The following is a 23,145-nucleotide window of genomic DNA, read 5'->3' as shown; positions in this document are numbered from 1 at the left end:
CCATCCGTCGATTGTTAGACGCACTTACGCTCTTACTTCAGCCTCCAGCCAAGCGTCCTCCGTCTGCCGTCATCGCAGTGCCGTTGACAAAAGATGCCTGACTGGAACTCAGCCACACGACCAGGTCCGCGATCTCCTCCGGGTGGCCGTAGCGTCTCATGGGATTTTTCTGCGCCACTTCGTCACTCGCTGACCGAATTCCAAGCAAGGGCGTGAGTATGTGGCCGGGGCAAACGGCATTCACTCGAATCCCCTCCTGAGCGTACTCAATAGCCGCGCTGCGAGTCAGACCGATCACACCATGCTTGCTTGCCACATAGGCCGCTGACCCTGGCAGGGCGGTCAGTCCGGCGATCGAGGCATTGTTCACTATGGATCCACCCTGGCGCATGCGCGGCAGTTGGTGCTTCATGCAAAGAAATATCCCCGTAAGATTGACCTCCAGCATGCGCGTCCAGTCGCCAACGTCGATGTCTGCCAGCCGCTTTCCACGACTATGGGTCTCCACGGTACCAATGCCTGCATTATTGAAGTAGCACTCAATGGTGCCCAAGTCAGCTTCTGCTGCATCAATCGCGCCTCTGATCTCGGCTTCGATGGATACGTCCGCGCGATGAGCCACCGCGTTTCCCCCGCCCGACTGGATCAGACGCGCCACCTGAGCTGCCGCTTCAAGATCTCGATCAACAACGCAGACTCGCGCCCCCTCGCGAGCAAAAGCCAGACAGCTCGCCTTGCCGATGCCAGAAGCGCCGCCTGTCACCAATGCCGTCTTGTTCTCCAGCAGCTTCATCACTAATACTCCCTGACGGTGGTCCTGAATTGAAAACTCGCGGATCCCCAGCTCGCCACCATCCGCTTGTTTAGAGATAAGGCTATGCGTTGCCTGCAATGCTCACTCGGGAAGGATGTTGGCTGCCTTGACCACTTTGGCCAGTTGCGCGCGGTCTGCTTCCATGAAAGCGCGCGTCTCCTCGGGACTCATGGGCGCCACAATCGCGCCCCGGTCCAGGAAGGCTTGACGAATTTCAGCGCCAGACAGGGCGGCTTGGGTCCACTTCGCCAGCTGCGCCAGCACCGCCCCCTGGGTCCCCTTGGGCGCCATCACAACCTGGTAGTCAAGTGCGCGGAAATCGGGCAATACTTCCTTCACGGTCGGCACATTGGGCCATTCGCGCAGCCTCTCATCGCCATAGACCGCCAGCGCCTTAAGCTTGCCTGCCCTAAGCATCGGTTGCGCCTGCGCCAGTGAACTGGTGATGATGTCCACCGTGCCGGCTGCCACATCCATCATGCCCGGTGCGCCCCCTTGTAAGGCACCCTTAGCAGTTGCACGCCCGCCTCCGCCGCGACTGCGGCGATGCCAAGGTCTCCATAGTAGGCATATGAATGCTTGCCTGGGGCCTTGCGAGCCATCTCGATGAACTCGCGCAAATTGGCTGCGGGAAAAGTCGGCGCGGCCACGATCACGGCCTGAATGATGCAGGCGCGCGTCACCGGGACAAGATCCCGAAGAGGTTGCACCCGGTTTTCCTTCATCAGGAATTCCTGATTGAGCATCAGGTTGCCGTAGGTGTACATCAGGGTTCGGCCATCCGGTGGCGCCGAAGAAACGAACGCGGTGCCCAGCATGCTGCCGGCACCTGGGCGATTTTCCACAATGTATTTTTCGCCGACCTGGGCGGAAAGCGCTTCGGTGAACAAGCGGCCCAGAATGTCCGTGCTACCTCCTGGCGTATAGGGCACGACCATGGTGGGCTGTCGTCCCGCCTGTGCCCGTGCCAAGCCAGTAGCGGAAAGGGCTGCGCTTGCAACAACCCCAGCGCTGAATGTTCTTCGATCCATTGCTATTACCTTTCATTGCAGTGAATGAGTTGTCGCTCGCTTCAAGAACCTGCATGTGTGACGCCACTCTGCACAAGTAAGTCGATCTCGTCTGGGCTATAACCTGCCTCGGTCAAAATCTCCGTGCTGTGTTGACCAAGCGCGGGAGGAGGCCGGTAGCCTTTCGGGGAGTGCCGAACCATTCGCTGGGCACGGCGGTTTCGCGTACGGTGCCCACACCGGGCACCTCTTCTTCCCGGAAAAACCCGATGTCTTGCAGGTGACCATCGTCCAGCAGCGTCTCAAAGGTGTGTACCGGAAACACAGGCACATCAGCATCCTTCAGTAGCTGCCGCCACTCTGCTGTGGTTTTCTCGATCAGGTGCTTCTCAACGAACCGATTAAGTTCATCTGCATGCGCCGTACGCGCTGAAATGTCCTTGAAGCGCGGATCAGTGTCATAGAGCTCGCCCATGCCTAGAATGCCAAGGAAAGCGCGCCAATGATGATCCTGGTAGATCACGCAGCACACCTGCGCGTCCTTGGTTCTAAATGGGCGGCGGGCAATGGAGAGCAGACGGGGGTAGCCAAAATCACCCTCGGCCGGCAGATACTTGCGTCCGTAGAGGTGATCGCCCAACACGTAGGGCACCATGGTCTCGAACATCGGCACGTCCACGCGCTGGCCCTGGCCAGTTTTTTCACGGGCATATAGTGCAGAGGCGATGACGCCAAAGGCGTACATGCCGACCGAGCGGTCCATCAAATTCAGCGGAACGAAATTGGCCGAACCATCGGGGTTGGCAGCCGCCATGGCGGCCGTGACTCCGGCAGCGGCCTGAATCAGATCGTCAAAGGCTGGCGAGGGTGCGTATCTCCCCTTCTGCGAAAACCCGAACATTCCGACGTAGATCAGTCTCGGATTGATCGCGCTCAGCGCTTCGTAGGTCAGCCCCAGTCTGGCCATGGCGGCGGGGCGAACGTTGTAGGTCAGCACATCCGCAGTCTCGGCCAGCTTCATCAACGCCTGCAGGCCTTCGGGCTTTTTCAGATCCAGCACCAGGCTTCGCTTGTTGCGGTTCACACCAAGAAAAATGGGCCCCATGTTGCGGTCACCCATCGGACCAATGGCGCGTGTCTTGTCGCCACCAGGAGGCTCAATTTTTATAACGTCAGCGCCCAGATCCGCCAGCATCTGAGTCGCTGATGGACCCATGAGCACAGCGGTGACGTCGACAATACGCACGCCTGCCAGCGGGCCAGAAGGGGAAGTAGGAGGGAGATTCATGACATAAAAACATAAATGCCGCTACCACGCGGCCTCAAGTACGGCCAGCAGATCGGATGGTCCGTGCACCGGACGAGGATTTCGTTGAAGGAACCAGTCACTCATGCCTTTCTCGGCCACACCTGCCAAGGCGGTCGAAGGAATGCCAAGATCGCGCAAACGTCGTGGCAAAGGCAGCACGTCGAGCAACAACTTGACGCGCTCAATCGCCTCCTCAATGCCAGGCCGAGGGTGAGAGGCAGCCCCAAGCGCAATCGCCACATGCGCAATACCCCGAGCCGTTGCCGGCGCATTGAAACGCATGGTGTGAGGCAGTACAACGGCATTGACCAGTCCGTTGGCAACGCCTTGGCTATGACCCATGGCATGTCCCAGCACAGAAGCCATGCCGGCGCCACCAAAATCTGTGCCCTGACCGCACAAGGCTGCCGCCAGAAGCAACTGACAACGGGATGCCGGAGTATCTTCCGCAAGAAGATGTTCTGACAGCAGCCGCAGTGCCTGCATCAAAAGCGCATCAGAAAATGGATGCGCTTGAGGCGACTCCAAGCCTTCCACCGCCATGGCCAAGGTATTCATGCTGGCACTCAGCACCAACGGCTGCGGCGCTGTAGCCACCATTTGCGGATCAACGAACAAGGCCTGCGCTCGCGTCTTCGGATCGAAGAGTGTCAGGCGCTGGCCTGTGGTCACATCGAGCACAGCACTGCCGGCCTTGACACATGCCGTGGTGGGTGTCGTTGGAACGACGAATTGCGGAAGTTTTGGTTGCTCCAGCCGAGGACTTGTCCATTGGCCACTGGCGCCTTTTTGCGAGCAAAGGCGAGACACATCTGTACCTTCGGCCAGCACGATGGCGGCGGCCCGTGCCGTCACGATGGCTGAGCCCCTCCCACTGCAACAACGGCATCCGCCTGCAGACGGCGCAGTTCCTGCGCCACGCTCAGAACCGCAGGTACAGGACTGTGTTCGACCGCACCTTCGATGACTCCCGCAGCGCGCCCGCCCACCGCCTCCAGAATGTGCGCCATCTGATGCTGATTTCGACTCAGCGAAGCGCCGCACACAATTGCCGCACGTGTGCAGCCTAGGCGCGCCAGTTCGCGCCCAAGCGAAGCCAGGCTACCCTCTCCGCAATACACACGCTGCGCGGGTGCCAGGTGCTGGAAGAAGGGCGCTTCAGCCGTGTTCACGAATGGCGAACTCACTTTCCGGTCCACTGCGGCGGGCGCCGTTCATTGAAAGCGGCGAGACCTTCGCACGCGTCCTCTGTCTGAATCATGGGAATCAGCGCAGTCTCGGTGAAAGACATCATCTCAGGGAACGACATCGAGGACACCGCTCGCATGGCGTACTTGCCACGGCGCACTGCTATCGGGGAAACAGCCACCAGGTCTGCCACCAGCGCATCGACGGTCGCGTCAAGCTGATCGGCGGGAACGATTCGGTTCAAAAGTCCTAGCTCGTAGGCCGCTTGCGCACTAATGGGTTGGCCGGTCATGCACATTTCGTTGAGCATGCGCGGCGGAATCAGATCACGCAGCACGCTCATGATCTGCATGGGGAAGAGACCAATCTTCACTTCCGGCATGCCAAACTTTGCCGTGTCCACTGAAATCGCCATGTCGCACATGCCGAACAGACCCAACCCGCCCGCCACGCAGACACCGTTCACGCGAGCAAGAATGGGCACCGGGCAGTCATGCACGGCGCGAAAGAGTTCTCCCATTGGGGACTGCAACCGGTCCACCTTGGGTTTGAAAGGTGTGTCGCCAGGCGTGAGGTCGGCACCCGCGCAAAAAGCCTTGTCACCCGCACCGGTCAGGACGATGGCGCTTAACGCCGGGTTTCTGGCTGCAGCCAGGAACTCGTCGCGCAGCGCATACATCACGTCATCGGTCAGGGCATTGCGCCTTTGGGGGCGGTTGAGGGTTAGCCACAAAACGGCGCCCTTCTGTTCCACCAGCAGGTCGCCCCCCGCGCGCTGGGTTATTGACGAATCCTGAGTCATGCGTTCGCTCCTGAAAAGAAGTTCTATTTAGCGAACAATATGATATCAGTAACCCATGAAGTCAGGAAGTCCGTGTTTTCCCTGTTCAACGAGCTTTCATCTTAGAACGTGTTTACGATCTCTGCGCAGGGAGGTTTGATCAATCTGCACGGGTCTGATCAGGCTTCCATCAAGCCTGTTGCCTCAGGCATCTTCTCGACGGTAGCCACGAATTCTTCAAGAATATCCTGGATCACCTGGCGCACAGAACTCTCGTTGTTGATGGTTCCAACGATCTGCCCAACGGGGCAAGTCATGTAGTCCAACGCGCGTGCGCGATCAATACGCAAGCGGGCTTCCGCATTCAACACGCTCTGCCAAGGCATTGGCAGGGTCGCGGGTGCTCCGGGCTGAACCCATGCTTCAGTGTATTTGCTGCGCAGCATTCGGCCGGGCTTTCCGGTTTTGGAACGCGTTTGAACAGCATCCTCCGATCGAGCCTTGTAGAGCAGTTGTTTCATCTCGTCAGTCAGATCACTTTCGCGCGTGCCATGCCAGACGGAACCACACCAGATCCCTTGGGCGCCCAAGGCAAAGGCTGCGGCCATTTGACGGCCACGGCCTATGCCACCTGCGGCCAGCACAGGAATAGGTGCAACAGCATCGACCACCTCTGGCCACAACACCATGGAAGAAACCACTCCGGTATGGCCGGCAGCCTCCGTGCCTTGAGCGATCAAGATATCGAGACCAGCCTCCTTGTGTTTCAGGGCGTGCTGAACCTTCCCGGTCATCGCGCCCACCTTGATGCCGTGCGCGTGCAATCGATCAAGAATAGCGGGGGAGGCGAACCCAGAGCACTCACAACCAGCTTCACGTTGGGGTGGCGGAGCACGACATCCAGCAACTCATCAGCGAACTCAGGCGTGAGATGCATTTGATCAAGCTCTTCGCGCAGAAGGCGCTCACGCTCGGATTCTGGCAACGGCGGTATGCCCGCATCGTCCAGCAGTTTCCTTTGCCAGGCCACATGGTGCTCAGGGAGCTTGTCAAATTCCAGAGGCTCACCCACGGTTTCGAACTTCCTCGGGAGCAGCATGTTGATCGAGTAGGGCTTTCCTGCCACCTGTTCGTCAATCCAACTGAGCTCAATCTCCAGCTGATCAGGCGTGTAGTAGGCCGTTCCCAGGCAACCCATGCCACCCGCCCGAGTGATCTCCGCCACCACGTTGCGGCAGTGGGAAAAGCCGAAAACCGGGATCTCGATCCCGAACATTTGACATACGTTGCTGTGATTCATGGTGAGTGAGCAGAGCCGAAGTGTGAGTAAAACTTAAAAATTTGACGGGCTCAAGTATGATGCTTAACAGTACAATAGGTCAAATTAAAAATTTGATGCAGTAGTTCGTTCTCGGACGTTGACTGAATAGTCGGCTGCTCAAACCTTACGACCGCATATCGCGGTCGAATATTTCGGAGACAAAGGAAAATTCATGAAGTGGAAGGCATGGGTGGCGGCCTCCGCCATAGCCGCAACAGCATTACCTGCGGTCGCTCAAGGCAATCAAGTCACCCGGTTCGTATCGGGCAGCACGGCGGGCGGCGGCGTAGATACGATTTCGCGCATTCTTGCCGAGTCAATGGGGCCCATGCTGAACCGCACCATCATCGTCGAGAACAAGCCAGGTGCGGGCTATACCATCGCCACAGACTTCGTGGCCAAGTCCAAGCCCGACGGCAACACTGTGCTGATCACCTTCAATGTCCACCCCGCATTTGGACTGCTCGGTTCGAAGCTTAGCTTTGACCCGGTGAAGGATTTCCGCGCCGTGGGCATGATCGCCACCACTCCCTATGTGATCGTGGCCAATCCGAACCTGCCTGGCAGCAATTTGAAAGAGGCCTTGGCCTTGGCCAAAACACAGGGCAGGCCGCTCAACTACGGATCGATCGGCATGGGCACCCCGCAGCACCTGATGATCGAACGCCTGAAGACACAGACCGGCGTGGACATACGCATGATCCACTACAAGAGCGTCACCGTCATGACCGATGTGATCAGCGGCATCGTCGACTTCAGCGTATTGACGCCTTCTTCAAGCGCGGCACAGGTCAAAAGTGGCCGCCTGAAGGCTCTGGCCGTGACCAGCGCTCAGCGCTTGCCGGAGTTGCCGGATACGCCAACGGTCAAGGAGCAGGGTTACGAGGGGTTCGTAAGTGATGGCTGGTACGCCATGATGCTGCCTGCCGGAACCCCACCCAATATCGTGCAGGCGTACAACAAAGCCCTCAATGACACACTGAACCTGCCTGCGGTTCGAGAGCGGCTGAGCAAGCTGAATGCAACGCCTGCCCCCGGAAAGCCTGAGGCGCTGGATCGCCTCAACCGGGATGATGCTCAGCTATGGCGCAAGGTCATCGCAGACAACAAAATCGTGGCTGAGTAAGCCTGTCGCGGGCCGTCGCCCACGTCATACGGCCGGTGCTTCAAGGAGTTCAGATATTTGGCTTTGGAATGCAACCATGACTTCATCCGGTTTTCACGGAAAGACCGTATTGATCACTGGCTCCACAGGCGGGATCGGGCAGGCTGTTGCTCAGAGGTTCGCGAGAGAAGGCGCGCGCTTGGCACTGGTCGACCTCCACGCCGGGAGACTGCAGGAGCAAGTCAAGGCGCTTGGACAAAATGTGGCTCAGGCGCTTGCTGCAGATGTGACCAACGAAGGCGAAACCGACGCCGCATTGAATTCGGCGCTGAGTCGCTGGAACCGGATTGACATCGCGATTCTGAACGCCGGTATCGAGGGCAGGATTGCCCCGCTCACAGAGCAACCCGCCTCCGACTTCGATCGTGTCATGGCCGTCAACGTGCGCGGCGTTTTCTTGTGGCTATCACGTCTGATGAAAGTGATGGAACCGACCGGCGGTGCGATCACAATCATCTCATCCACGGCAGGTCTGCGCGGCAGCCCGGGATTGGGGCCTTACTGCGCCAGCAAGCACGCAGTCATCGGGCTGGCCAAAACGGCCGCGCTGGAGGGTGCCAAGTTCGGCATCCGTGTCAACACCATCAATCCAGGCCCCGTGGACACCCGAATGATGGAAGCCATCGAAGCTGGTCGTTCAGGTGCGCGAGAGCAGAGCATAGGCAACATTCCGCTACGGCGCTACGGCACACCTGATGAAGTGGCGGCGATGGCGGCATTTCTCAGCTCCGATGAAGCCGCCTACAGCACGGGCTCCTCATTCTTGCTGGATGGGGGCGGAATGGCCGGCAAGGCCTAAGAGCCTGTTCATAATCTCTGCGACCGATGCCAACCGGCGATCAATGCGACAGAATAGATATCTGTTCGCGCAAGAGGCGATTGAAGAAGTTCAAAGCTTCACAACAGACTTGCCAAACTTCTTTCCAGTCAATAAGCGGATAAAGGCAGGAACAACACTCTCCAACCCTTCGCTGACGTCTTCCTGGACCTGAATGCGGCCCTCACGAATCCACTGCCTCATGTCTTGCAGGAAGGCCTGCTGACGGTGAAGATGGTCGCTCATGATGAAGCCTTGGATCGACAGGCGCTTTGAAAGAATCGGAAACCAGCCGGGTCCACCCTGACGGTTATCGTTGTACTCAGCAATTAAACCGCAGACCACGATGCGGCCACCTTGGTTCATCACCGGCCAGACGGCATCACGTACTGCTCCTCCCACGTTCTCGAAGTAGATGTCTGCGCCTGAAGGGCATGCGACTCGCAGTTGCTCAGCAAAGTTCGGGGATCGGTAGTCGACGGCAGCATCAAAGCCGAGTACCTCGGTCAAATGCTGGACTTTTTCCTGGCCACCGGCGATTCCGACCACCCGGCACCCCTTCAGACGGGCAATCTGCCCCACATTCGAGCCCACGCCGCCGCTGGCAGCCGAGACCACCACCGTCTCACCTACCCTCGGCTTTCCGAGATCCAGCAGACCAATGTATGCGGTCATTCCGGAAGTGCCCAAAGCTCCTAGCCACACACTGGGGGGTGCGATCGCCTCATCAATCTTCACCAGATTTTCGGCATTGCCAATTGAATACTCTTGCCAGCCGCCACCAATGGACATGACGGACGTGCCCACGGGAAGACCAGGCTCTTTCGACGCCACAACGCGACCAACGGCCTGCCCATAGACGACATCCCCCAACGCCATGGGCTCTCGATAGGAAGCCTGCTCCGTCATGCGCAGTCTGGCCGCGGGGGCAAGACCCAGCCATGAGTGCCGCAAAAGCACTTCACCTTCCGCCAATTCCGGTATCTCCACCACTTCCGTCCGAAAGTTCTCGGCCTGAGGAGTTCCCTGCGGGCGAGAAATGAGAACAATGCGCCGATTGGTCGTGCTCATGGCAGTTCAGATCCTTGTTTCTCAAAAGAGGCGTTGCTTCAACATGATCCCGCTTGCGCCGTGCAAGTCACGGCGAAAATGCGGGAGGCCTTTCAACGAAAGTAGTCGAGGAGGTCACGCTCCAGACCGAAGCGGTCGCCCCGATAGATACTCACCGCCAAGTAGACAACTCGACCAGTTGCGTCACAGACTACTCGCTCGGCCCGAGCAGCCGGCTCAGCCATAGGGTAATCAAGCGCGGCGGCGGCCTCGAAATCAGTGGGCATCACCGTAATGCGTTCGCGCGCCTCAGAAAGTGGTTGGCCGTACTTTCGCACCAGTTGGGCCAGTTTCTGCTTTCCTTCAGCCCCTTCGGAAAGCGCTTATACAGATCTTCCGCCACGTAGACCGAAGCCAGCCCGTAGACCAGCTCACCATCCCGATCAAGCTTGCGAATAAAGACGTAGGGTCCTTCGTCGCGCCCGACCATCCAGCGGCCGCGTGGAAGCCCGGCCACCCGGTCGCGCGAAAGCAGGACGACGTTGAAGTCAGGCTGGCGCTGCTCGATCGAGGTCATGTATGAGACCACCGGACCCGTCATGCCGGCTCCGCCGATGTCTTCTGCTGAGTAGGTGACGAAAGTGCGGCGTCCCCGCTGGCTGGAGATCAGACCTTCTTCCGCGAGGATCTGCAGGGCTTGGCGCACCGTCACTCGACCCAGCCCGTATAGCTCCGTCAGCTCCTGGAGACTCGGAATTGTTTCGCCGCTCACCCATTCTCCGCTGAGGATGCGGCTGCGCAGCAAACTCGCCAGTTGTGCATAAAGCGCCGTGGCCCCCACGGTAAATTGGGGTGGCTGCTGTGAAACGGATCGAGACGACATGTATTGAATCCCGAGCAGTCGGGCAGCGAATGGAATGTTCAGGGAATTCTAGTTGAGTTGGATGCTTTACCAGCTCACGTAATCTTGTTATCCTATAAATAGGAAAACTATACAGCTTTTCTCAATTTTCTGCTTCTACTTTTTCGACCATGGGTTCCGGACACATGAATGATTCTCGAAAATCTTTGCGCATTGGCGGCGCCTGCGCCTTCTGGGGGGACAGCGATGCCGGCGTCACACAGCTTATTCATGGCGGCAATGTGGACGTGCTGGTGTTTGACTACCTGGCGGAGTTGACCATGTCTTTGTTGCAGAAGGCGCGCAGCAGAGATCCAAAGGCAGGCTACGCCGCCGATTTCATTACTGCAGTGAGTCCGCATCTGCCCAAGATTGCGGAGCAAGGCATCAAGCTGCTGGCCAACGCAGGAGGCATGAATCCCAATGCTTGTGCCGATGCGCTTCGCCGTGCAGCCGAAGCGCAGGGCGTCAAGCTACGGATTGCTGTGGTTGAAGGTGACGATCTTATGGGCATGCGCGAGGAAATTGCGGCCCACAAAGTCACCGAGATGTTCAATGGCACCCCACTACCCGCGTCCTTGACCAGCATGAATGCCTACCTCGGCGCGCTGCCCATCGCCGCTGCGCTGGACAAGGGAGCCGATGTGGTGATCACCGGGCGTTGCGTTGACAGCGCTCTCGCTTTAGGAGCGCTCGTCCATCACTTTGGCTGGAATGCCCATGATTACGACCAGTTGGCAGCGGGCAGCCTGGTAGGGCATATCCTGGAATGCACCACTCAGACCACAGGCGGACTTTATACCGATTGGTGGCGTGTGCCAGGCTGGGAGAACATGGGCTTCCCCATCGCAGATTGCAACCCCGACGGCAGCTTCCACCTAGAGAAACCGCCCGGAACCGGCGGTCTCATTCTGCCCACTGTCGTGACCGAGCAAATGCTCTATGAGGTCGGGGATCCCGCCAACTATCTATTGCCCGATGTCACCTGCGACTTCAGCGCCGTGCGCATGGAATCTGCTGGAGAAAATCGCGTCTATGTCCATGGTGCGCGCGGCCGTCCTCCGACTGATCGATGCAAGGTCAGCGCCACGTGGGCAGACGGCTTCCGGCTGTCTTCCACCCTCACGATTGTTGGGGACGACGCCGTTGCCAAGGCCGAGCGAATGGGCGAGGCCCTGTTGACCCGAAGCCGCAGATTGATGAGCGAGGCCGGATTCGGCGACTTCAGCGAGACCCTCATAGAAGTTCTGGGCAGCGAAAAACCTTCGTATGGTCAGCAAGCCCGTAGCTTGGCAGCGCGCGAAGTGGTGATGCGCTTTGCAGTACGTCATGCCGAGGCTGCAGCTTTGAATATTGTGGCCAAAGAGGTCGCACCTTTCGGCGTCTCGGCTGCACAAGGCACCACAGGTTTTAGCGGACGTCCCAAGGCCGCGGCCGTATTTCGCCTGTTTTCCTTCCTTTGGCCAAAAGACCAAGTCTCGGTCACGGTATCGATGGATGGACAGAGTTGGCCGGTTTCCATTCCTTCAGGAGTGCCAGTGAACCAAGCGCTGGGAGACGGTGCGCATTATCCAGAGAAAACGCCCACAACTATCTCAGGTGACTACCTGACAGTGCCACTTTCGGCACTGGCATTGGCACGCAGCGGTGACAAGGGTGATATCTCCAACATTGCCATCATTGCCCGCCAGCCACACTTCGCGCCCCTCATCGGGGAACAAGTGACGCCTGAGGTGGTGCGCCAGTACTTTCAGCATCTGGTGCGGGGGTCAGTTCGCCGCTTTGACGTACCTGGGGTTCATTCCTACAACTTCATGCTGGAGCAGGCGCTCGCCGGTGGTGGCGCAGGGTCCCTGCGCAATGACCCCTTAGGCAAGACGCTCGGTCAGGTCTTGCTCGCGCTGCCTTTGCGCGTGCCTAAAGCCTGGCAAAGCGAACTAGACCCGGGCCCGCCAGGAGGTCATTGAACCTGTTCGCGATTTGGCGAGACCCACGTGACGGGCCGTTAAAGAGGACGAGTCCAAACCCTGCCTCGGGCTCGTTCAGATGCAATTCATTGTTCAATACGAATTCCGGCCTCTCGCACCACCCTGCCCCACTTTTCATACTCACTGCGCACCATTTTCGCAAGTTCTTCAGGAGTGCTGCCGGCCGGTTCTGCGCCCAGCGTCTGTAGACGCTTGCGCAACTCTGGGTCGTTGAGGGCATCAACCATTTCAGCATTGATTTTGGCGATTACAGCCGGCGGCGTACCTACGGGCGCGAAGAGGCCATACCAGGCACTGGCCTCATAACCAGGTACACCAGCTTCGGCAATGGTCGGCACGTCGGGAAACGCGCTCGATCGCTTGCCGTTGGCGACTGCGATCGGGCGCAGCTTTCCTGCTCGAATGTGTGGCGCCACTGTAGCGAGATCGAAGGTCATGTCTACTTGTCCGGCCACCACATCAGTCACCCCCTGCGCCACCCCCTTGTAGGGAACATGCAAGATGTTCACCTTTGCCATGTTCTTGAGTAATTCACCCGCCAAATGCTGAGAAGCTCCCGCGCCGCCGGAGGCATAGCTCAGCTTGCCGGGGTTTGCGCGCGCGTAATCGAGCAAGGTCTTCATATCAGTCACGGGAACCGACGGATTGGCCACCAGCATCAACGTACCACTTGCCACGAGGCCAACGGGCGCAAAATCCTTCAAGGTGTCGTAGGGCATGCGCTGGAACAAATGCACATTGACTGCATTGGTGCCAATGGAACCCATCAGAATCGTATAGCCATCGGGTTTGCTCTTGGCAACAAATTCGGCACCAATGTTGCCGCTGGCACCCGCCTTGTTCTCTACGACAAATTGCTGTCCCAGGCGCTGGGTAGCATGCTGTGCAATGGAACGAGCCAGAATATCGGTCAGACCCCCAGCCTGGAACGGCACAATGATGCGAACAGGTCCCGCCGGGTAGTTTCCGGCATCCTGTGCGGTTGTGGCCATCGAAAAGGTGGCCAACAGAAAGACAGTGATGAGTTTCTTCATGACAGGGGTCTCCTCTCGTTATGGTCAATACTTGGTGTGGTCGGTCAGTGGGTACCGTCCAGGATCGCGCCTTCGGCACGCAAGCGCTCGCGGAGTGCCCTCACTTCAATGAGGGTGAAGTCGTCGCCGTCCAACTCCAACAACATGGCCGCAGCGCTGCCAGCTGCGTGGCCCATAGCCAAACACGGGCCCATCACACGAGCAGACCCATGGGCCTCACGGTCGGCCGAGATGATCCTTCCCGCAACGGCTACGTTGCGCAATCCCTTCGGAAGCAGACAACCCCAGGGAATATCGTAGGAGCCACCTCCCTCCACCGGAATGCGGATTTGTCCAGTGCCAGATTGATGAATATCCACGTGGTGCGAACCTTTTCCAATGCCATCTTCCCGCTTTCGTGCAGACAGCACGTCATGCTGGGTCAGAAATTCCAACCCTTCAATACGGCGCGTCTCACGTACGCCAACGCGCGTAGCCACCCCGCTATAGGTCGCATGCTCGAAGCCAGGTACGTACTTGCGCATGAACTCGCAGCACTGCCATACCTGGTCGGACAAGCTGGCAAGTGTTGCACTCAGTTCTGAGGTTCGTGTGCCGTCGATGCCGCCGATGCGCGTCGTGTTCAAGCACACCTCGGCACGGTGGCGCGACGTGGGCTGCATCATGATCAATGCAGTCGGGTAGAGCTCACCGCGTTCGATTGCGCCGGACACCAGGGGACCGTTACCTTTTAGGAATACAGTCGGCTCACCCTGCACCCGCGCGGCGTTCGCCAGTTCCTGATCAGTGCGGCCTTGGCGAATAGCATCGCTCTCGCCGAGGGCGAAGTGCTCGGGATGAGCGTGCAGGAATTCCAGCAGCGGCTCCGTGCGCACACCAGCCATTCGAAACATCAACGAAACCGGTTGAAGTTCACCGTCGGGGCCACCCTGCAACACCTTGCCACCGCCGCCACGGACAATGTCAGCGTCGCCAGAACAGTCAATAAAAAGTGGCGCGCGGATCTCAGTGCGACCTTCCTTGTTGAGCACATGCAGTGTGCGAACGCGCCCCTCTTCCAGACTCACACCTGTTGCAAACGTGTGCAGCAAAAGTCGAACGCCCGAACGCGCCAGGATTCGCGCGACCGCGAGTTTCATGACCTCGGGATCCAGACACACATACCAGATCAACCGCCAGTCATTCAGTGGGCCGATATATCCCCCCAAACGCTCGCACTCTGCCAGTATTTCTCGCCCCACACCACCCAGGATCCACTCACCGCGCGCGTTCAGCGCACCGTCGATCGCCATGCCGCTAATCAACTCACCGCCCGGCATGGGCCCTGCTTCCACCAACGTGGTGCGGGCACCCCCTCGCGCCGCCGCCAGCGCCGCAGCAATACCGGCGGCACCCGCACCCAGCACCACCACGTCGCTCTCGATCATCTGATCCCTCGAAGCGAAGTCCACTCTTGTCTGCATCCTTATTTCTCCGGGTGACCTCGCGATGAGGCTTACGTACATGTCAAAGATTTCCCCGCGGCCTTGTAGCGTGGAGACTTGCAACTCACTCCTAGAGAATTATTCGAGGAGGTGTGAAGTTCTGATCACGATGTCATTCAATTTATTCCGTATAGTGAACAAAATGACCAAAAGAACCTCAGTTCCTGACGGAGCGCGGAGCCTGCATCGAGCCATAGGCTTGTTGCGCCTGCTGTCGGCGCGCACCGCTACCGGTTGGCGCTTGAGCGACTTGGCACAGGAGGCGGCGCTTGAGCATTCCACCGTGCATCGCATGTTGAGCTGCCTCCTGAAGGAACGCTTGGCTATGCGCGTATCGGGTACGCGGCGCTATACCCTCGGACCACTGGCATACGAGTTGGGCGTGGCAGCCGCACCGCACTTTGCCATCGAGCGTCTGGCCGGACCAGCACTTGCCCAACTGGCGGCTGAAACGCGCGATATCGTGTTCCTCAATGTGCTCAGTGGATCCGAGTCGGTATGCATCGCGCGCTTCGAAGGACGCAAAGCGTTGAAGGCCTATACAGTCGAAGTGGGCACGCGCAGGCCGCTCTGCCTATCGGCTGGGGGCACGGCCATGCTGATCGGCCTACCACGCGCGGATCAGGCTCGCATCGAAGCTGAGAACTTACAGGCTATTCAGCAACGAGGAGAAAAGCGCCAGTCAGTGATCCGAAGAATGCTGCAACGATCGCGCCGTCTGGGTTACGGCTGGAATCAGGAAGACCTCATACCCGGCATTGCGGCGATCGGCATTGCCATACGGTCAGCGACCGGATCACCGGTCGCTTCGATTAGCCTGGGATCATCTTTGGCAGAGTTGGGATTGCCTCGCCGTGTTCAGCTGATCGACCGATTGAGAAGGGAAGCCGAGAGAATTGAGCAGCAGCTAGTATCGCTGCGCTACTGAACCAAGGAAACCTCTGCAAGACAAGAGACCACAATCACGCCGTTCATAGCCAATAAACGGGCAAGCGAGGTCCACTCACTCTAGCAACGGGTTCTCCTTCATACCGGTTCGCCTCTGGGAGAGCACCTTGGTCCTGAACTTGATTGGCAGAGCGCCAGGCGTGTTCGCGTCGACTTGAACACCTGGCAGCATTTTCAGCGCGTCTTGTAGACCACCAAGGTCGAACGAAGTCGTGGCGGGAAAAGTGTCAACCAGCAGGTCGAGGCCGCTGCCTTCGCGGCCAGTGCCGTCAACTCGCGGTCCGCAGACTCGGGAATTCTCAGTTCGAAAGCGAGCGGCCAATTTACGCACGGCGCTTCGCTTCATGTCGAGGGCGGCAGACGGTCGCATCTGCGATTCTTTTATCGAATCGTGTTTGAATAATGGTCAAGAATCCCCGTGATGACTTGTGGGACAAGTAGGTAATTCTCGCTTCCAGAGATCAGGCGATTGATATAAGCTGGCACTTAAGACCACAAGGAGACACCGTGACCCGTCCTCTGACAAGCCAGGATTTCGACCAGGAACTGCTGATTCTTTTCGATGCGTACGTTCACGGCGACCTGGATCGGCGCGGCTTTCTTCAAAAGGCTCAGCGTTTTGCCAAGGCAGGTGTCACGGCGGCCGGGTTGCTCGCGTCCCTGAGCCCGAATTTTGCTGCGGGTCAGCAGATCCGCCCCGATGACCCGAGACTAAAAATCGAGTGGTTTAGCGTGCCCTCACCGGCTGGAAGCGGCAGCATTCGCGGCTATCTCGCACGCCCAGCCTCCGCCGGCACCACCCGGTTGCCACCGGTACTCGTCATCCATGAGAATCGGGGTCTCAACCCGCATATCGAAGACATCACGCGCCGCCTCGCACTTGACGGGTTCATGGCGTTTGCACCCGATGCGCTCACACCCGTAGGCGGCTATCCGGGCGACGAAGACAAGGCGCGAGCCGCGTTCGCCACTCTCGACCAGGCCAAAACCCGCGAAGACTTTCTGGCGTCAGCCGGCTGGCTGCACGCCCGCGCCGATGCCAACGGCAAACTGGGCGCGGTCGGTTTCTGCTACGGCGGCGGCGTTGTGCACTGGTTGTCTACGCGCTTGCCGAATCTTAGCGCGGGCGTGCCCTTCTATGGAAATAGCCCCGCGCCGGAGGAAGCCGCCAAGGTCAAAGCACCCCTTCTGGTGCACCTTGCCGCCGTGGACGAGCGAATCAATGCCGCGTGGCCTGCCTATGAAGCCGCATTGAAAGCCGCTGGTGTGAAACACACTATGCACCAGTACGCTGGAACGCAGCACGGCTTCAACAACGACACCACGCCGCGCTATGACGCCGCAGCGGCCAAGCAAGCGTGGGATCGGACCATTGCCTTCTTCAAGGAAAACCTGACTCCGACCTAGAACTCGCTCTGATGGCCAGACTCTGAAACTCAGGCCTTTTCGGGCAGCTCGATCTTCACTTCCAGCACTTCAAGATCGTCCTGCCGCTCAAGGTTTACCTTGATATCCTTCTGGTCGATTTTGACGTATTTGCTGATGACCGCCACCAGATCCCGCTGTAAGTCGGGCAGATAGTCTGGCGTTGCGGCAGAGCGGCCTGAACGCTCATGGGCCAATATGATCTGCAGCCGTTCCTTGGCCACACTGGCGGTCTTTTTCTTTTCGCCAAGAAAAAAGTAAGGAAGGACATGGACTCACTTCCCTCCGAACAGGCGTTTGAAGAATCCGGGTTTCTCAGCCTCGATGAAACGCATCGGTTTTTCAGCGCCTAGAAAACGCTCCACCACGTCGGTGTAGGCTTCGGCCACGTCAGTACCTTTCAGGTGCACCGCAGGCAAACCCTGGTTAGAGGCCTGCAGCACGGCTTCACTTTCGGGAACGACCCCGATCAGCTTGATGCGCAGGATATCCTGGATATCCTCCAGGCTCAGCATCTGGCCGTCAGCCACACGATTTGGGTTGTAGCGCGTGATGAGCAAATGTTCCTTGATAGGCTCCTTGCTTTCGATGGCTCGTTTTGTCTTGCTGCCCAACATGCCCAGAATGCGGTCGGAGTCGCGTACGCTGGAGACTTCAGGGTTGGTGACCACCAGGGCCTCATCAGCGAAATGCATGGCCATCAAGGCGCCGGATTCAATGCCAGCGGGTGAGTCGCACACGATGTAGTCGAACCCCATCCCGGCAAGGTCCTTCAGAATTTTTTCAACGCCTTCCAGCGTCAGTGCATCCTTGTCGCGCGTCTGGCTGGCTGCGAGCACGAAAAGGTTATCGCACTGCTTATCCTTGATCAGTGCCTGATTCAGGTTGGCTTCACCCTGGATCACGTTGATGAGGTCATAGACCACGCGACGCTCGCACCCCATGATCAGATCCAGGTTGCGCAGGCCGACATCGAAATCAATCACAGCTGTTTTGTGTCCGGCCAATGCCAAGCCGGAAGAAAAGGCCGCGCTGGTAGTGGTCTTACCCACACCGCCCTTGCCGGAAGTCACCACAACGATCTTGGTCATGCGTGAAAAATTCTTTCTGAAAAATCAACCGGGATTCAACCGTATTCAGCCGGAAATGGCGGTAACAATAAGTTTGTCACCCCCCCGTCGCTGGTCAAATGGATCTGCGCTGCACGCCCCCACACTTCAGGCGCCAACGGTGTGTCTGTGGTTCTATAGACACCCGCGATCGAAATCAGCTCAGGAGTCATTTCCAGCGCAAAAATGCGAGCGCTCACATCGCCCCGCGCACCCGCAATGGCGCGACCGCGCAACGGCGCATAAACATGAATGTGGCCATCCGAGATCACTTCAGCGCCCGGATTGACCATGGCCATGACGACCAGATCGCGCCCACGCGCGTACACCTGCTGCCCAGATCGTACCGGACGATCCACCACCAGGGCTGATGATGGCCATTGTGCAGCCTCTGACGCTGCTTCCTGGACGACAGGAGTTGCAGGGGTAGCGACCACCACTTCAGCCTCTGATTGCGGCCTGGGCGGCGGCGAGGTTTCAACGGCAGGTGGACGGCGTGGCACCAAAGCCTCTGCCGTAATGACCAGACCGGCAGCTTGAGCAGCGCCCATTTGAGTCGGGCTACCGCCACGAACCGCAAGCGGACACAGGCGATGCCCTTGCAGCAAGGGCAGCAGCACCTGGAAATCGACCACCGCCTCCGGTTGTATAGCGTTGAGCGGCGCCAGATCGATGACCAATGGGTCTTGGTCGAAGAAATCTGGGATGTCGCCGAAGCGCTCGGCCAGTTCACGCTCAAGCAGCCCGAGATCAGGCGACTTCAGCAACAGGGCGACAAGGGGAAGGCTGGCGCTCTTGATCTCGAAGGTGGAAGGGGTATTTCCAGCGAGGGCGACAGACATCTTTGGATATTAACACTGGATCAGCTCCCTTTCGGTCTGTTCCTCATCACAAGCGTTGCAGAGTTTATCTCTTGAGGATGCGGCAGGTTCAGATTATGAAATTTGTGGGAGGTTGAGTTCCCCCCGGGGGCTGGATGCACGCCCTGTATTCATTCTTTTCTTACTTATATCAATAGATCGTTGTAGTAGAGGCCTGTGGGTTTGTGGAAAACATAAAAAATGTCTTCAAAAACAATGACTTAAACCAAAAAACGATCTGTGCGAAAGATGACTGGAGTTTCGCACTCGGACAAGGACAAGTTAACCCAATTCGCTCGTGTTGTGGATAACCGCGCAGTTATGCAATTATTTTCCACAGAGTTAGGGATGCCCTGCATAACCCTCGCGAGTCGGTGGTAGTGCGGATCGGGATGAGGCGCAAGGCGTCTTTTTGCAGCCAATAGCCCAGCTATTGGCAAGAAAAGCAACGCTGCGGATCGCCCGAGGCCGTGCTGCCACAGACCGCAGGGAGTTATGCAGGGCATCCTTAGTCCTGAACCCCACGTTTTTCCTTGTTCTTGCGCGCTTATGAGCTTCCCGGGCTCCTTGGGGGCGCCCGGCGCTCCGGGGGGAAACAAAGAGGGTTTGCTTGTAGGAGCGGCTTCAGCCGCGATGGGTTTCCTTCCGAGCACAAGACGCCATTGATGACGGTGACTCTTCGCGGCTGAAGCCGCTCCTGCAAATGCAGGGGCGATGGAGGCCGTTTTTGGCTTTCAAAGTTTTGTTTCTCATGAGGCGCTCATCAAGGAGGAGAGATGGAGCACATCGGTATGTGGCTCGTTGGCGGCAGGTGCGCTATCCGTACACACATTGATCACGATTTCAAAGTGCAGGTGAAGTGCCACGAAAGGACTCAAGTTTGTGTGGATGGTAGGCAAGGCAAGCCCGGAGGGGCAGCGTTTCAGCGCCAAATTACCATTTTTTAGTTCCACTCCTATTCTTTATATTCTTATCTATTTAATTAGTAGTTGTAGTAGGTGTCTGTGGGTTTGTGGAGAAGATTAATTTCTTATGCCACTTCAACAAGTTAGGCGATACAAGCAGTTGTGTACAAAGCAAGCTGAGGTTTGCTGCCCAGCAGGGACAAGTCAAGGCAACGGCCCGTCTCTGTGGATAACAGTCGGGTTGCAAGATTTTTATCCACAGCGTTATCAACAGGCGAGGCCATCCTTGAAAAGCCAGCAACCATAAAAAAAAGCGAAAAACGCAGGAACGCGCTTTTCGCTTTTTTTGCTATGAGTACGTGCGGTGTGAAGTGGTCAACCGCGTGCTGAGGGCGCTACTTCGTCATGAACCATTCAATGACCAGTTTGGCGACAAAGCCCACCATACCGAACGCCAGGCCCAGAAAGATCACAAAGGTGCCGAACTTGCCGGCTTTCGATTCCCAAGCCAATTGCGCAATGATGAACAACATATAGAGCATGAATGCACCCACGCCGACCGTGAGGCCGAACCAGGCGATCTGCTCTTCATTGAAGCCAAACACGTCAGTTGCCCTCCGGTGGCAGGCGCTCTGGCAGGTTGCCCGCGTCAACCAGTTCCCGATAGGCATGCCAACTGGCGTGGCCGAGCCAGGGAATCAAGACAATGAGTCCCAACATGAAGGTTGCCATACCCAGCACGGTCAGGCTCATAAGTATGGCCGCCCAGAGGGCCATCGGGATCGGGTTGGTTAGAACGGCTTTCCAGCTTGTGAGAACGGCCTGCAGCACGTCAACGCGCCGATCGAGAAGCAGCGGCATGGCTACCACGCTAGAGGCGAAAAGCGGGGCGGCCAGGAGCGCACCCATGGTGAGCCACAACTCAAAGACGGTCCCACCCTGTGCCAACACCACATGGCGCACAAAATCCATGGGTGTGTGAACTGGCTCGACGGCCAGCAGCGTGATCAGCGCGGCAGAAGTGAGGACCCAGCCGGTGCCCGCTATGGAGAGCAGGATGCCGAACCTCACCATGCTCCAGTAACCCCCATGCACGGCATAACGAGAGTATTGCCAGCGGGTCCAGGTGAGCGCTATGGTGCTGGCGCTGATGGCCTCGCCTCGCTCCAGTGCGCGGCTGAGCGCATAGAGGCTCGTTGCTAGAACGGGCGCTACAACCAGAAACCCAGAAAAAGCACCCGCTAGCAACCAGAAACGATCATGGGCCAGCCACAGCAACAATCCGCCGAATAGTGCAAGCGCCAATCCGTGCGCCAAGCTCAAAAAGCCGCAACGCCACAAATCGCGCCAGCCTGACGCCATCCATTGAAAAGGGGCGGTCAGCCCAATACCCCTGATGTTTGGTAATCGGAGAGTCCCGGCGGAGGGTCTCGGAGGAAGAGGAGGGGGAATGTAATTTGGCACGGTGGCCGAAGCTTAGCAAAAAAACCTGGAAACTACCGTTGCCAGGTCCGAATGCTTGTGTTAGCCACGGTGCGCCGGAGGCCTCTTTGCTGAGGCTTCGGGCCGTGCATCACGCCACTTACTCAAGGAGTATTTCAGCTGCGATGCATCCCTGGGCCGCCATGATGTCCATGGTGACCGAAGCCACGGTGTCCGCGTGGGCCGTGCCGCAGGCTCTCAGCGTCGAAAGTTTTCTTCTGTTCAGGTGTCAACTGAGCATAGAACGATTTCACTGCGTCGCCACGCTGACGCATAGCCCCTTGGCGCTCTTGCTGCAAGGCCTGCATGCGGTCGATACGCTCAGGAGTGCTTAGTTTTTCGAAGGCTGCGCGATCCATGGTCGGGCGAGCGCCTCGGGCGGGTGGTTGCATTGCAGCGGTGTAGCTGTTCCAAGCGCTTTCTTGCGCCGGTGTGAGCTTGAGTTTTTCTTTCAGCGCACCCATGCGTTGGGTGTGACGCTCTGCCATTTTCTGCTCGGATCGTTCCGATTTCATATAGCCACGCCGTTCGCCCGTAGCAGGCTGCGCCGAAGCTTCACCTGCAGCAGGTTGGTTCGCATTGGGCGGTGTCAGGGGGGCTGAGCCACGGCGGCTACACCCAAGCTTGCGGCCAGCAAGCCGGCGAGGAACAGTCGTTTTGGATGTTGAGTCATGCAGGTTCTCCTTTCATATAGAGAAAAAGACTCGTGGGGACAAGTCGTGCTCGGCCGGCGAGTCCTTGTTGTATTGAGACTTGCTGGCTTGAGAGGTAGTTTCAATCCCGCGTGTATCCGGTGCTTTGCTTAGTGATGAGGCTTTGTAAAGTTCAGTGAAAAAGATCGCGGGCGGGGTGCAGGACACTAGTGATTTGCAAGATCATCAAGAATTGGACAATCGGGGCGCTCGTCACCATGGCAGTGTTGCAAAAGGCTTTGCAGCGTGCGGCGCATGGCCTGCATCGCTTCAATCCGGGCTTGAAGCTCGGCGACGTGGCGCTGGGCGATTTGCTTGACGTGGGCGCTGGCACGTTGGCGATCGCGCCAGAGGCTGACCAACTCGGCAATTTCGGCCATGGAAAAACCCAGAGTGCGTGCCCGCTTGATGAAGCGAAGCGTGTGCACGTCGGCCGACGTGTATTGGCGGTAGCCGCTGTCTGTACGCCCGACCTGGCCCAGCAAGCCAAGCGATTCATAGTGGCGCACCATTTTTGCCGAGACACCCGAAGCTTGCGCGGCCTTGCTGATGGACACCGGTGCATTGCCCACCTGGAGTGGGCCGCCGTGGCTATGTTCCGCACGGCGGGTCTCCGGACTCTGCAACTGGGTGCGCTCTGGCGCACTCATGGCGCGACGCTATAACCCTCGGCAGCAATGGCGGCCGCCAAAGCTTCGCGGGGCTGTGTGGATTCGACTTCCACGCGGTTGGCAGAACGGTCGATTTTGATCTCAGCTGCTGGATCAAGGTTTTTTACAGCCTGATTGACGGCGCGTTCGCAATGACCACAGGTCATGCCGGTGACGGAAAAGGTCTGTTTCATGATCGAACTCCTATAAAG

At 58.1% G+C, this 23,145-nt stretch carries 24 protein-coding genes and 2 pseudogenes; 5 read left to right on the top strand and 21 right to left on the bottom strand.

Annotated features, from left to right (window positions below):
* Positions 1–37: 37 nt before the first annotated feature.
* The 7 genes and pseudogenes from AAAK34_RS01895 to AAAK34_RS01865 form a co-directional block, all read right to left on the bottom strand.
* On the bottom strand, positions 38–793 hold the full coding sequence (locus AAAK34_RS01895) for an SDR family oxidoreductase (protein WP_231697952.1): 756 nt from the start codon (positions 791–793) through the stop codon (positions 38–40).
* 102 nt (positions 794–895) lie between these two features.
* Positions 896–1,752, bottom strand: a pseudogene (locus AAAK34_RS01890) (tripartite tricarboxylate transporter substrate binding protein).
* A 205-nt stretch (positions 1,753–1,957) separates the two neighbouring features.
* Positions 1,958–3,112, bottom strand: coding sequence for a CaiB/BaiF CoA transferase family protein (locus tag AAAK34_RS01885; RefSeq protein WP_431777682.1), 1,155 nt, complete (start codon positions 3,110–3,112; stop codon positions 1,958–1,960).
* 21 nt (positions 3,113–3,133) lie between these two features.
* Positions 3,134–4,254 (bottom strand): annotated as a pseudogene (locus tag AAAK34_RS01880) (iron-containing alcohol dehydrogenase family protein).
* Positions 4,255–4,316: 62 nt separating this feature from the next.
* Entirely contained in the window at positions 4,317–5,123 is an 807-nt protein-coding gene (locus AAAK34_RS01875; protein ID WP_231697956.1) for an enoyl-CoA hydratase-related protein, read from the bottom strand.
* A 158-nt stretch (positions 5,124–5,281) separates the two neighbouring features.
* Positions 5,282–5,896, bottom strand: a complete 615-nt coding sequence (locus tag AAAK34_RS01870) for an NAD(P)H-dependent flavin oxidoreductase (protein ID WP_431777681.1) — start codon at positions 5,894–5,896, stop codon at positions 5,282–5,284.
* On the bottom strand, positions 5,893–6,402 hold the full coding sequence (locus tag AAAK34_RS01865; protein ID WP_431777680.1) for a hypothetical protein: 510 nt from the start codon (positions 6,400–6,402) through the stop codon (positions 5,893–5,895). Before AAAK34_RS01865 ends, AAAK34_RS01870 begins: the two co-directional genes overlap by 4 nt.
* 193 nt (positions 6,403–6,595) lie before the next feature.
* Here AAAK34_RS01865 and AAAK34_RS01860 point away from each other — a divergent pair, with 193 nt between their 5' ends.
* Both AAAK34_RS01860 and AAAK34_RS01855 read left to right on the top strand, forming a co-directional pair.
* Positions 6,596–7,549, top strand: a complete 954-nt coding sequence (locus tag AAAK34_RS01860) for a Bug family tripartite tricarboxylate transporter substrate binding protein (RefSeq protein WP_431777679.1) — start codon at positions 6,596–6,598, stop codon at positions 7,547–7,549.
* A gap of 76 nt (positions 7,550–7,625) precedes the next feature.
* On the top strand, positions 7,626–8,387 hold the full coding sequence (locus tag AAAK34_RS01855) for an SDR family NAD(P)-dependent oxidoreductase (protein ID WP_431777678.1): 762 nt from the start codon (positions 7,626–7,628) through the stop codon (positions 8,385–8,387).
* Positions 8,388–8,477: 90 nt separating this feature from the next.
* On the opposite strand, the gene AAAK34_RS01850 is transcribed toward AAAK34_RS01855, so the two are convergent.
* The 3 genes from AAAK34_RS01850 to AAAK34_RS01840 form a co-directional block, all read right to left on the bottom strand.
* On the bottom strand, positions 8,478–9,476 hold the full coding sequence (locus AAAK34_RS01850) for an MDR family NADP-dependent oxidoreductase (protein ID WP_231697960.1): 999 nt from the start codon (positions 9,474–9,476) through the stop codon (positions 8,478–8,480).
* Positions 9,477–9,568: 92 nt separating this feature from the next.
* Positions 9,569–9,793: a UTRA domain-containing protein gene (locus tag AAAK34_RS01845; protein WP_431777677.1), complete on the bottom strand. Its 225-nt coding sequence runs from the start codon at positions 9,791–9,793 to the stop codon at positions 9,569–9,571.
* Positions 9,742–10,338: a GntR family transcriptional regulator gene (locus AAAK34_RS01840; RefSeq protein WP_431777676.1), complete on the bottom strand. Its 597-nt coding sequence runs from the start codon at positions 10,336–10,338 to the stop codon at positions 9,742–9,744. The genes AAAK34_RS01845 and AAAK34_RS01840 overlap by 52 nt, the downstream gene beginning before the upstream one ends.
* Positions 10,339–10,502: 164 nt before the next feature.
* Between AAAK34_RS01840 and AAAK34_RS01835 the strand changes: the two genes are divergently transcribed.
* A complete protein-coding gene (locus tag AAAK34_RS01835; RefSeq protein ID WP_231697962.1) occupies positions 10,503–12,323 on the top strand; it encodes an acyclic terpene utilization AtuA family protein in 1,821 nt (606 codons plus the stop codon).
* A gap of 86 nt (positions 12,324–12,409) precedes the next feature.
* Here AAAK34_RS01835 and AAAK34_RS01830 read toward each other — a convergent pair whose 3' ends face one another.
* The gene (locus AAAK34_RS01830; RefSeq protein ID WP_231697963.1) at positions 12,410–13,378 is read right to left on the bottom strand and encodes a tripartite tricarboxylate transporter substrate binding protein; all 969 of its coding nucleotides are present in this window, start codon (positions 13,376–13,378) and stop codon (positions 12,410–12,412) included.
* A 44-nt stretch (positions 13,379–13,422) separates the two neighbouring features.
* On the bottom strand, positions 13,423–14,841 hold the full coding sequence (locus AAAK34_RS01825; protein ID WP_431777675.1) for an FAD-dependent oxidoreductase: 1,419 nt from the start codon (positions 14,839–14,841) through the stop codon (positions 13,423–13,425).
* 163 nt (positions 14,842–15,004) lie between these two features.
* On the opposite strand from AAAK34_RS01825, the gene AAAK34_RS01820 reads away from it, so the two are divergent.
* Positions 15,005–15,790, top strand: a complete 786-nt coding sequence (locus AAAK34_RS01820) for an IclR family transcriptional regulator (protein WP_431777674.1) — start codon at positions 15,005–15,007, stop codon at positions 15,788–15,790.
* 75 nt (positions 15,791–15,865) lie between these two features.
* Here the strand turns inward: AAAK34_RS01820 and AAAK34_RS01815 are convergent, their stop codons facing one another.
* Positions 15,866–16,180 (bottom strand): nucleotidyltransferase family protein, encoded by a 315-nt coding sequence (locus tag AAAK34_RS01815; RefSeq protein ID WP_231697966.1) that lies wholly within the window; start codon positions 16,178–16,180, stop codon positions 15,866–15,868.
* Between the two features lie 137 nt (positions 16,181–16,317).
* Between AAAK34_RS01815 and AAAK34_RS01810 the strand changes: the two genes are divergently transcribed.
* Positions 16,318–17,217, top strand: coding sequence for a dienelactone hydrolase family protein (locus tag AAAK34_RS01810; RefSeq protein ID WP_231697967.1), 900 nt, complete (start codon positions 16,318–16,320; stop codon positions 17,215–17,217).
* Positions 17,218–17,246: 29 nt separating this feature from the next.
* Here the strand turns inward: AAAK34_RS01810 and minE are convergent, their stop codons facing one another.
* From minE to AAAK34_RS01770, 8 genes are all read right to left on the bottom strand, one after another.
* The gene (gene minE, locus AAAK34_RS01805) at positions 17,247–17,459 is read right to left on the bottom strand and encodes a cell division topological specificity factor MinE (protein WP_431777673.1); all 213 of its coding nucleotides are present in this window, start codon (positions 17,457–17,459) and stop codon (positions 17,247–17,249) included.
* Between the two features lie 51 nt (positions 17,460–17,510).
* The gene (gene minD, locus AAAK34_RS01800) at positions 17,511–18,326 is read right to left on the bottom strand and encodes a septum site-determining protein MinD (RefSeq protein WP_231697969.1); all 816 of its coding nucleotides are present in this window, start codon (positions 18,324–18,326) and stop codon (positions 17,511–17,513) included.
* A 35-nt stretch (positions 18,327–18,361) separates the two neighbouring features.
* The gene (minC, locus tag AAAK34_RS01795) at positions 18,362–19,186 is read right to left on the bottom strand and encodes a septum site-determining protein MinC (RefSeq protein WP_431777672.1); all 825 of its coding nucleotides are present in this window, start codon (positions 19,184–19,186) and stop codon (positions 18,362–18,364) included.
* Positions 19,187–20,504: 1,318 nt separating this feature from the next.
* Positions 20,505–20,714, bottom strand: a complete 210-nt coding sequence (locus AAAK34_RS01790) for a DUF2788 domain-containing protein (RefSeq protein ID WP_231697971.1) — start codon at positions 20,712–20,714, stop codon at positions 20,505–20,507.
* Between the two features lies 1 nt (position 20,715).
* On the bottom strand, positions 20,716–21,426 hold the full coding sequence (locus tag AAAK34_RS01785; protein ID WP_431777671.1) for a DUF2189 domain-containing protein: 711 nt from the start codon (positions 21,424–21,426) through the stop codon (positions 20,716–20,718).
* Positions 21,427–21,707: 281 nt separating this feature from the next.
* Positions 21,708–22,106, bottom strand: coding sequence for a Spy/CpxP family protein refolding chaperone (locus AAAK34_RS01780; RefSeq protein WP_431777670.1), 399 nt, complete (start codon positions 22,104–22,106; stop codon positions 21,708–21,710).
* A gap of 344 nt (positions 22,107–22,450) precedes the next feature.
* Positions 22,451–22,933, bottom strand: coding sequence for a Cu(I)-responsive transcriptional regulator (gene cueR / locus AAAK34_RS01775; protein WP_431777669.1), 483 nt, complete (start codon positions 22,931–22,933; stop codon positions 22,451–22,453).
* Positions 22,930–23,127, bottom strand: a complete 198-nt coding sequence (locus tag AAAK34_RS01770) for a heavy-metal-associated domain-containing protein (protein WP_231697974.1) — start codon at positions 23,125–23,127, stop codon at positions 22,930–22,932. Before AAAK34_RS01770 ends, cueR begins: the two co-directional genes overlap by 4 nt.
* Positions 23,128–23,145: the final 18 nt, after the last annotated feature.

The organism is Ottowia caeni, assembly GCF_050821495.1.
Classification (GTDB): Bacteria; Pseudomonadota; Gammaproteobacteria; order Burkholderiales; family Burkholderiaceae_C; genus Ottowia; species Ottowia caeni.
This window is presented reverse-complemented; position numbering and strand designations above follow the sequence as displayed.

Coding starts and splice junctions, on each gene's coding strand:
- AAAK34_RS01895 (WP_231697952.1), bottom strand. CDS start 793: ATGAAGCTGCTGGAGAACAAGACGGCATTGGTGACAGGCGGCGCTTCT.
- AAAK34_RS01885 (WP_431777682.1), bottom strand. CDS start 3,112: ATGAATCTCCCTCCTACTTCCCCTTCTGGCCCGCTGGCAGGCGTGCGT.
- AAAK34_RS01875 (WP_231697956.1), bottom strand. CDS start 5,123: ATGACTCAGGATTCGTCAATAACCCAGCGCGCGGGGGGCGACCTGCTG.
- AAAK34_RS01870 (WP_431777681.1), bottom strand. CDS start 5,896: ATGACCGGGAAGGTTCAGCACGCCCTGAAACACAAGGAGGCTGGTCTC.
- AAAK34_RS01865 (WP_431777680.1), bottom strand. CDS start 6,402: ATGAATCACAGCAACGTATGTCAAATGTTCGGGATCGAGATCCCGGTT.
- AAAK34_RS01860 (WP_431777679.1), top strand. CDS start 6,596: ATGAAGTGGAAGGCATGGGTGGCGGCCTCCGCCATAGCCGCAACAGCA.
- AAAK34_RS01855 (WP_431777678.1), top strand. CDS start 7,626: ATGACTTCATCCGGTTTTCACGGAAAGACCGTATTGATCACTGGCTCC.
- AAAK34_RS01850 (WP_231697960.1), bottom strand. CDS start 9,476: ATGAGCACGACCAATCGGCGCATTGTTCTCATTTCTCGCCCGCAGGGA.
- AAAK34_RS01840 (WP_431777676.1), bottom strand. CDS start 10,338: ATGTCGTCTCGATCCGTTTCACAGCAGCCACCCCAATTTACCGTGGGG.
- AAAK34_RS01835 (WP_231697962.1), top strand. CDS start 10,503: ATGAATGATTCTCGAAAATCTTTGCGCATTGGCGGCGCCTGCGCCTTC.
- AAAK34_RS01830 (WP_231697963.1), bottom strand. CDS start 13,378: ATGAAGAAACTCATCACTGTCTTTCTGTTGGCCACCTTTTCGATGGCC.
- AAAK34_RS01825 (WP_431777675.1), bottom strand. CDS start 14,841: ATGCAGACAAGAGTGGACTTCGCTTCGAGGGATCAGATGATCGAGAGC.
- AAAK34_RS01820 (WP_431777674.1), top strand. CDS start 15,005: ATGACCAAAAGAACCTCAGTTCCTGACGGAGCGCGGAGCCTGCATCGA.
- AAAK34_RS01815 (WP_231697966.1), bottom strand. CDS start 16,180: ATGCGACCGTCTGCCGCCCTCGACATGAAGCGAAGCGCCGTGCGTAAA.
- minD (WP_231697969.1), bottom strand. CDS start 18,326: ATGACCAAGATCGTTGTGGTGACTTCCGGCAAGGGCGGTGTGGGTAAG.
- minC (WP_431777672.1), bottom strand. CDS start 19,186: ATGTCTGTCGCCCTCGCTGGAAATACCCCTTCCACCTTCGAGATCAAG.
- AAAK34_RS01780 (WP_431777670.1), bottom strand. CDS start 22,106: ATGAAATCGGAACGATCCGAGCAGAAAATGGCAGAGCGTCACACCCAA.
- cueR (WP_431777669.1), bottom strand. CDS start 22,933: ATGAGTGCGCCAGAGCGCACCCAGTTGCAGAGTCCGGAGACCCGCCGT.
- AAAK34_RS01770 (WP_231697974.1), bottom strand. CDS start 23,127: ATGAAACAGACCTTTTCCGTCACCGGCATGACCTGTGGTCATTGCGAA.